Source organism: Brochothrix sp., assembly GCF_017549435.1.
GTDB lineage: Bacteria > Bacillota > Bacilli > Lactobacillales > Listeriaceae > Brochothrix > Brochothrix thermosphacta.
This window is the reverse complement of record NZ_JAFYUW010000009.1, coordinates 24,020-32,805: the sequence shown is the minus strand read 5'-3', so window position 1 is coordinate 32,805 and position 8,786 is coordinate 24,020. Positions and strand designations below refer to the sequence as shown.

The 8,786-nt window shown below is 38.4% G+C and carries 9 protein-coding genes; 5 read left to right on the top strand and 4 right to left on the bottom strand.

Annotated features, from left to right (window positions below; all coding sequences use genetic code 11):
- The coding region (locus IKV95_RS00495; protein WP_287451292.1) for a hydroxymethylglutaryl-CoA synthase family protein at positions 1–721 on the top strand (721 nt) is incomplete at its 5' end.
- Between the two features lie 56 nt (positions 722–777).
- Here IKV95_RS00495 and IKV95_RS00490 read toward each other — a convergent pair.
- On the bottom strand, positions 778–1,161 hold the full coding sequence (locus IKV95_RS00490; RefSeq protein WP_069125251.1) for a thiol-disulfide oxidoreductase DCC family protein: 384 nt from the start codon (positions 1,159–1,161) through the stop codon (positions 778–780).
- A 70-nt stretch (positions 1,162–1,231) separates the two neighbouring features.
- Entirely contained in the window at positions 1,232–2,398 is a 1,167-nt protein-coding gene (locus tag IKV95_RS00485) for a pyridoxal phosphate-dependent aminotransferase (protein WP_287451291.1), read from the bottom strand.
- A gap of 121 nt (positions 2,399–2,519) precedes the next feature.
- Here IKV95_RS00485 and IKV95_RS00480 point away from each other — a divergent pair, with 121 nt between their 5' ends.
- The gene (locus IKV95_RS00480; RefSeq protein ID WP_069128703.1) at positions 2,520–3,308 is read left to right on the top strand and encodes a carbon-nitrogen family hydrolase; all 789 of its coding nucleotides are present in this window, start codon (positions 2,520–2,522) and stop codon (positions 3,306–3,308) included.
- 103 nt (positions 3,309–3,411) lie between these two features.
- On the top strand, positions 3,412–5,043 hold the full coding sequence (locus IKV95_RS00475) for an NAD-dependent malic enzyme (RefSeq protein WP_069134625.1): 1,632 nt from the start codon (positions 3,412–3,414) through the stop codon (positions 5,041–5,043).
- Positions 5,044–5,262: 219 nt separating this feature from the next.
- Here IKV95_RS00475 and IKV95_RS00470 read toward each other — a convergent pair whose 3' ends face one another.
- Positions 5,263–5,643 (bottom strand): rhodanese-like domain-containing protein, encoded by a 381-nt coding sequence (locus tag IKV95_RS00470; protein WP_227001961.1) that lies wholly within the window; start codon positions 5,641–5,643, stop codon positions 5,263–5,265.
- A gap of 95 nt (positions 5,644–5,738) precedes the next feature.
- A complete protein-coding gene (locus tag IKV95_RS00465; RefSeq protein ID WP_051536006.1) occupies positions 5,739–6,716 on the bottom strand; it encodes a DUF1385 domain-containing protein in 978 nt (325 codons plus the stop codon).
- A 178-nt stretch (positions 6,717–6,894) separates the two neighbouring features.
- Here IKV95_RS00465 and IKV95_RS00460 point away from each other — a divergent pair, with 178 nt between their 5' ends.
- Both IKV95_RS00460 and accB read left to right on the top strand, forming a co-directional pair.
- Positions 6,895–7,956: a M24 family metallopeptidase gene (locus IKV95_RS00460; RefSeq protein ID WP_036027606.1), complete on the top strand. Its 1,062-nt coding sequence runs from the start codon at positions 6,895–6,897 to the stop codon at positions 7,954–7,956.
- A gap of 357 nt (positions 7,957–8,313) precedes the next feature.
- On the top strand, positions 8,314–8,778 hold the full coding sequence (accB, locus tag IKV95_RS00455; RefSeq protein WP_029092250.1) for an acetyl-CoA carboxylase biotin carboxyl carrier protein: 465 nt from the start codon (positions 8,314–8,316) through the stop codon (positions 8,776–8,778).
- Positions 8,779–8,786: the final 8 nt, after the last annotated feature.

Genomic DNA, 8,786 nt, shown 5'->3' with positions numbered 1-8,786 from the left:
TGAACCAACGCAAGGCGCAGGGGCAGTAGCGATGTTAGTCACTGCTAATCCACGTTGTTTAGCATTTAATAATGACAATGTCTACATGACAGAAGATATTATGGATTTTTGGCGTCCTCTTTACTCTGAAACAGCTGTTGTTCAAGGCAAATATTCGACTGAACAGTATGTTCATTTCTTTGAGGAAATGTGGGCAACTTACACCGAAAAAACAGGATTATCTCTTGCTGATTTTGAAGCATTATGTTTCCATTTACCTTATACAAAAATGGGCAAAAAAGCATTGGATACGATCATTACTACCGTTGATGAAGAAAAACAAGCGGAACTGTTAAACTATTATCAATTAAGCACAAAATACAGTCGACAAATCGGTAATATTTATACGGGCTCACTTTATCTTGGATTAATGTCTCTCCTTGAACATCAAACAACGTTAACAGAAGGTTCACGTTTAGGCTTGTTCAGTTATGGATCAGGAGCTGTTGCAGAATTTTTCAGTGCGACACTCGTTGAAGGTTTCGCTAATCAATTATATACAGCGGCGCATACTGAACAACTGGCACAACGTAAACGCTTAAGTATTCCAGAATATGAGGAACTATTTAAAGCGACTTTACCGACAGATGGTTCTGACTACAGTATCGATGAAAAATTAGATCAAGCACCCATTAAGTTAGTGGGTATGAAAGAACATATGCGTTTGTATACTGCTAAATAAACATAAGTAAAACCGTCTCTTATCCGCACAATTGTGTTGGAAAAGGGACGGTTTTTTTATTTAATACGATGTCGCCACTCTAAAGGAACCAGTGGACAAACGAGAGGTAATGTCTTTTTTTTACGATGTTTCGCAATCAATCGATAAAGCTTATCACGTATACCTTTGGGAATAAGATAACCTAATGGCGCCAATCGACCGATGAACGGTAGCTGTCTTAATGTTTCGATAATAGCCGTTGATTCATAGTAGACAGAAGTATCGCTAAACAGAATAACGCTATCAATGGTTACATCAACAGGCTGTTTTTTTATACGTTCTTTAAAATAGTCGGAATCGATAGAAGTAAGTTGAAATATTTCTTTGCGATCAAGCCGTAACAAGACACGGATAAACGAATGGCAGAGTAGACACTCGCCATCAAATGCGAGTAATGGCATGTTAATCAACCCCTTTTTAATCCACTACTTACATTAATTAAAACGCAAAAAAGCAATAAACTCAAATAATTTAATCGAATAAATGTAAGGCTGCAATTCGTGTCAGTGCTTCAGCGATACGTTTTTCATCAATTAATAAACCCACGCGAATATAACCTTCGCCATATGTACCAAAACCACTACCATCGGCTACTGCAACATCTGCTTCATTAAGTAATAGCGCTGTGAAGTCAGTGCTTGTATAGCCGTTTGGAACAGGTAACCAAGCAAAAAAAGAACCCTGAGGAGCCGCAACCTCCCAACCGATAGCTTGGCAACCACTTATTAAAGCATTGCGGCGTTTTTCATAACGTGCGACTAAATCCGTCACATTTTGCTGATCACCCAATAAAGCTTCGATTGCTGCTTCTTGAATAGCAGGAAAGAGACTGACAAATAAATGATCTTGTACAAGGTTGATTGCTTCGATTGCAGTGGCATTTCCAACTGCAAACCCAACACGCCAACCAGCCATATTATATGTTTTAGATAAGGTATAAAGTTCTATCCCGACCTCTTTAGCGCCAGGTGTTTCGAGAAAACTAGGAGGTTTTACGCCATCAAACCCAATCCCGCCATAGGCAAAATCATGAAGTACGCCAATCGTGTGTGTTTTCGCTAAAGCAACTGTTTCAGCAAAAAATGCCGGTGTTGCGATTGCGCCAGTCGGATTGTTAGGATAATTTAAGTAAAGCCACTCCGCACGTTTTTTATCAGCTTCACTAAGTCTTGTGTAATCGGGTAAAAAGTCATTTTTTTCTTCTAGAGGCATTGAAATGATTTCTGTGTCAAATAAAGCTGGACCACTAAGGTAGTCAGGATAACCAGGGTCAGGTAAAAGCATGGCATCGCCAGGATCCATTAAACAAAGTGGCAATTCAACTAAACCTGTTTTACTACCGAATAGAATTGCGACTTCTGATGTTGGATCTAGTGTTACATTATATTCACGCTGGTAAAATGTTGCGACAGCAGCTTTGAATGTATCCAGGCCAGAAAAAGGACCGTAACCATGATTTTTAGGTGAAGCGGCACTTTCCTGTAATTTTGCTACGATATGGGGAGGCGTTGGTTGGTCAGGATTTCCTTGACCGAGATTAATAATATCGCGACCTTCAGCTTTCGCTAAGTTGACATTACGAACAAGCGTTGCAAAAAATTGCGGTGGAAGTTTTTTCATACGTTGGGATAATTTCATTAAGGTCACCTTTCTCTCACTGTAATGAGTTCTATTTTACAGCTATCGGAATTTTCTGTCTATAGCATAATCGGAAAATGCGTTATAATAAAAGAATGAACAAATCGAGGGGGAAAAACGGATGGAAATAACGTGTATACAGATGGCAGTTGCTTTTGGAGACCCAAAGACCAATTTTAAAAACGTTGCTACAAAAATAAAAACTGCGGCTCAAACTGGAACTGATGTGATAATATTACCTGAAATGTGGAACACTGGTTATGCCTTAACAGAATTAGCAACAATTGCCGATGAAGAAGGCAAAGAAACCCAATACTTATTGTCGAAACTCGCAGAACAGTTAAAAGTGAATATTATTGGTGGTTCAGTTGCAGTAAAAGAAGAGGGGGAATTTTACAATCGAACGTACGTGTATGATCGCACAGGCAAATTATTGAGCCAGTATGATAAGGTACATTTGTTTGGTTTGATGGCTGAAGATAAGTATCTAACCGCTGGTAGAATGGAACATCTTTTTGAACTGGATGGCATTAAGCAAAGCAGCGCTATTTGTTACGATTTACGCTTCAGTGAGTGGCAAAGACATCATGCGTTAAAAGGAGCGCACGTATTGTATGTGCCCGCACAATGGCCAGAGCCTCGACTGCATCATTGGCGTACCTTGTTACAAGCCCGCGCAATTGAAAATCAATGTTTTGTAGTTGGTATCAATGTTTGTGGTAACAATCCAGAAAATATTTTTGCTGGACATTCTTTAATAGTTAACCCTTGGGGAGAGATTATTGCAGAAGCAGATGCCGAAGAACGTTTCTTAAGTGCAAACTTAGATTTAGAGCAGGTAGCAGAAGCTCGGGGACGTATTCCTGTTTTTGCAGATCGTCGTCCTGAATTATATCAGCTAGATAAGTAAATATAGAAGACTCGTTCTTCAAGCTTCGTTCGTTTTGAGGTATAATATAGTTGTAATAGAAGCGGAGCCTTAGCTAACCGTATTCGACTAAAGGAGATGACTTATGGACGCGTTAACTCGATTAAACAATGCCATGACCAATAAAGGAACAGCTTTTACAAAAGCAGAACGTGAAGCATACGGTTTGGAAGGTTTATTGCCACCAGCCATTCAAACAATTGAGCAACAAAGTGAACAGGCCTATCAACAATTTTTAGCGAAAGCGGATGCGATGAGTCAACACCTCTTTTTAATGGGGTTATACGATACAAACCGTGTGTTGTTTTATCATTTAATTGGCGCACATGTCACGGAAATGTTACCTGTTATTTACACGCCTACGATTGGCGATGCTGTCATTCGATACAATGAAGATTACACATCACCAAAGGATGCGTTATTTTTATCAATCAACGATTCAACGTCCGTAATTCAACGAATTGTAAAACAGCGTGCCACTGAAAACCCTCATATAAAAATGATTGTCATTACCGATGGTGAAGGCGTACTTGGAATTGGAGACTGGGGAATTAATGGTGTGAATATTGCCATTGGTAAACTAGCTGTCTATACAGTGGCAGCAAAAGTGAACCCTGCTGAAGTATTACCTGTCGTATTGGATGTTGGGACAAACAACGAGACATTAATTAATGACCCGTTTTATCTGGGTAATCGTCATGAGCGAGTGCGTGGCGAACGTTTTGATACGTTTATTGAAACAATTGTGCAAACAATGACAACAAATTATCCGAATGTATTGTTGCACTGGGAAGATTTTGGTCGTGAAAATGCGGCACGTATCTTAGAAAAATATCGCAACGATTATTTAACATTTAATGACGATATACAAGGCACAGGAATTATGGTTGTAGCAGCCGCTGTGTCTGCCTCAAAAGCAGCAAACATCAAACTACCATCACAACGCATTCTCATTTTTGGTGGTGGAACAGCAGGGATTGGTGTCGCAACACAACTCTTAGATGAAATGTCACGCCAAAGTGGGCAAGATGAAGCCGTGATTAAACAGCAACTCTTTATTTATGATCGTTTTGGCCTTGTGACAACTGAGCATGAGGATTTAACAGACGGGCAAAAACAGTTTGCACATGAACGTTCAGAATTAGGTGACCTTGATACGACAGATTTAGTCGCAGTTATTAAACAACTTAAACCCACCATGTTAATTGGTGCATCAGGTGTTACAGGTGCCTTTACAGAAGATGTTGTCAGAGCAATGGCTGAGGTATCAGAACAACCCGCCATTATTCCGTTATCAAACCCAACCCGCTTATCTGAAGCTAAACCAGAAGACATTATCAAGTGGACTAATGGACAAGCCCTCGTAGTGACAGGCAGTCCGTTTGCACCTGTTGACTACAAGGGTGTGACTTACACAATTGGACAAGCTAACAATGCGTTATTGTATCCAGGGTTAGGATTAGGAGCTGTCGTTTGTCAGGCAGAACGAATTACAATGGGAATGCTTAGTGCTGCAGCGAATGCCGTAGCTAATTTAGTTGATACGAGTGTTGTAGGTGCACCGCTATTGCCGAAAGTAGCCGATTTACAACATGCATCGTTAGCAGTAGCAACAGCTGTTGTGAAGCAAGCCGTCTCAGAGAAACTCAATACCATCACAATCACTGATGCTGAAACAGCAGTACGTGAGAAGATGTGGGAAGCAACCTATCATTAAGAATATCGAATAAACATAACCCCCGTTCTTGTGTATCATGCAAGAGTGGGGGCATTTTTCATCTCAGGAGAGATAAAATAGCTATCTTAGTGAGTACGAAGATGAAATGAATTGGAAAAGAGATGTCTCACTTTTATTATGAGTAGATGTAAAAAACAAAAAAAGACTATTCCCATTTGATGGAAATAGTCTTTTTAAATAAATAAAGTGATAACTGCCTTATTTTGCTTTTGTTTTACCTTTCCACCCTTGATAACCACCTTTAAGTTGGTAGATATCTTTTGCACCTTTTTTCGCCATTTTGATAGCGAAACGGTTGCTACGAGCAGAACCTTGGCAATAAATGTAGATTGGTAAATCTGTACGAAGTTCATTAGAACGTTGACGGAATTGTGAAAAAGGAATGTTACGAGCACCTAGAATATGTCCTGCGTCAAATTCACGTTGTTCACGAACATCAATTAATTGAGCTTTACGATACCCTTGTTTGAATTCATCTTCTGTTAAGCGCGTAACAATACGTCGTGCGCGAACAACAAAATAGAGTTGGTAAAGAACAATAGCGGCAATAACCACCAATAGTGTAATCAAGAATTTCAATAGTGACACCTCTTCTTAGTTAATTCAATACCTCTTAATTATAGCGATAGTTGTGTTGTTAATAAAGAGATATTTCTGTTTATTTTTAAATTATACTAATTACTGACAATCTTTCCTGCTAATAAAGGATCCGCTTTCACGAAACGAGCATCTGTTTCCAATAAAGATGGCGTATGTTCGATTTCTTGTAGTGCTTTGAAAGAAGCAATTGCAACTTCAACTTGTTTATCTGTGGGTTCTTTTGTCGTTAGAAGCTGTAACCATAAACCTGGATACCCCAAGTACTTTAAAACAGGAATATTACGACATTTATTTGTTGCCTGCAATACCTCGAAAGAAATTCCCATAACAACTGGAATTAAAAGAATACGAGATAGTATCCGTAACCAAAATGGATCGGTTGGGAAGAAGAAATAAACAAACATGCCAATGATCACTGTAAATAAAATAAAACTTGAACCACAGCGATAATGTAGACGCGTTGCTTTTTGGACATTAGCAACCGTGAGTTCTTGTCCACTTTCATAACAATTAATGACCTTGTGTTCTGATCCATGATATTGAAAAACTGTTTTTATCAACTTTGTTTGTGAAATTGCTAACAAATAAGTAACCAATAAAATCAGTTTGAAAACACTTTCTAAGACAACTTGTAAGGCATGTCCAGGGAAAATTGGTTGTAGAAGACCTGCTAAAAAAACAGGGATTAAGGTTAAAGCGAATTTAGCGAAGAGGAAGGTGAATACTCCCAATATCGCAATACCAATATAAAGGCTCGTATCAATGATTTTTGAACGTTTCTTTTCTGGTTCTTTTTCCGGTTCTTCTTGTTGTTCCGCTGAATAATTTAAATGTTGTCCACCGATTTTAGTCGATTCTAACAAAGCAATTACTCCACGGATAAGAGGCACTTTTTTTAATTTTTGCGCCCATGGTTTTGATTGTCTTTCTAAATAGTAATAACTCAGACTGTCATCCGCGTGACGAACGGCAGTAACTGTGTGTTTTCCAGTACCAAACATCACACCTTCGATGACAGCCTGGCCCCCATAAACACTCTTAGATTCACTCATGTTTGTGCTTCCTTTCTGTCTGTAAAAGATAACTATTAGTATAGCATAAAAACAGTTAATGCTATAACAAAGTGAAACAGATATCTAATAAAAAAGTAAGTATTGTTAGAATATTCTAACAGGACTAAAATATGGTATACTGAAGCAGTATATATCTAAAGATAAAGGGGATGTTATCATGCAAAGAATAGAGAAAATACGCAAGAAAATGGACGAACAAGGGATTGAATCCGTACTTGTGACAAGTCCTTATAATCTGCGCTATGCGACAGGTTTTACTGGATCAACTGGTATTGCAATTATTACTCAGGAGGCCGCTTACTTTATTACGGATTTCCGCTATACTGAACAGGCGACTGCTGAATGTAGTGAATTTACAGTCGTAGAGCATCATTCGTCAATGTTTGAAGAAGCTAACAAATGTTTACAAACGCATCAATTGAAAACGCTACACTATGAAGCGGATTATGTAACTGTGACATTAAAACAAGAATTAGTGAAATCATTTGGAGTTAATCTTGAACCAGTAAGTGGTCTTTTTGAAGCATTACGTATGGTGAAAGATGCTGCTGAAATAGAAGTCGTTAAACAAGCGATCGCTATTAGTGATAACGCGTTTAGTGCAATTTTAGATTTTATTCGTCCAGGAGTAACTGAACAAGAAGTATCGAATGAGTTATTGTTTAATATGATGAGACAAGGTGCAACAGGTGCATCGTTTGATACAATCGTAGCATCTGGACATCGTTCAGCAATGCCACATGGTGTCGCATCGAATAAAATAATCGAAACAGGTGATTTTGTTACGCTTGATTTTGGTTGTTATTACAATGGGTATGTTTCGGATATGACACGTACAATCGCGGTTGGTGAACCAAGCGATAAGTTACGCGAAATCTATGATGTAACACTTAAAGCAAACTTAGCGGTGATCGATCAAGTTCGTGCTGGTCAAACAGGTATCGAGATTGATAAAATTGCACGTGATGTAATTACAGCAGCAGGATACGGCGAAGCCTTTGGACATTCGTTAGGTCACGGTATTGGACTAGAAATTCATGAAGGACCGAATGCTTCAGCAAAATCACCGCATGTGATAGAAGCGGGAAATATTATTACAGATGAACCAGGTATTTATTTACCGGGAATCGGTGGCGTGCGTATTGAAGATGATATCCTTATCAAAACGGATGGTATTGAGGTCTTAACACATTCACCAAAAGATTTGATTATCTTATAAACATCACTTTTAAATACCAAAATTCAGGCTGTTCTTTATCTAAGTTAAAAGATAAAGGGCAGTTTTTATTTTATAATATGTAAAAATGTGCTAAAATTAATCGATGAATGTACATTTTTAATGGTATATTAGAAGTCATTGAACTTATAGAGAATAAAATGTATGTTTGAGCAATGCTTCTATAAGTTAGGAAGACTGAATGGAAATGTTGAATTGCCAGGGGCCACGTGTGAATTTGGGGTAGAAAAAACCGAGTAAACAAGTAGGAGCAACTTCATTTGACGTTTGTCTTCAGTCTGCAATCATGTCATTATTTTATGTAGTAAACTAAACAACAAAATTAAGGGAGTGCATATAATGTTATCGTTAAAAGAGATTAAAGAAATTATTTCGTTAGTTGATGAGTCGAGCTTAACAGAGTTTAAATTCAAAACAGAGCAAGGGGAATTATCACTTAAAAAAGAAGAACAACTCGTAACAGCTGCCCCAGCTGCAATTGTTCAAGCGCCACAAGTACAACAAACAGCACCAGCAGTGGAAGCGCCAGCAGCACCTGTTGCTACACAACCACAAGAAACAGCTGGAACTGCAATTAAATCACCAATGGTAGGAACATTCTACAGCGCTTCAAGCCCAGATGTACCTGATTTTGTAAAAGTTGGCGATCGTGTATCAAAAGGCCAAGTTGTTTGTATAATTGAAGCAATGAAATTATTTAATGAAATCAAATCAGATGTTAGTGGTGAAGTTGTCGAAATTCTTGCTGAGAGTGGTCAGCTTGTAGAATTTGATCAACCGTTATTTAAAATTAAAGAAGATTAAAGGGGACG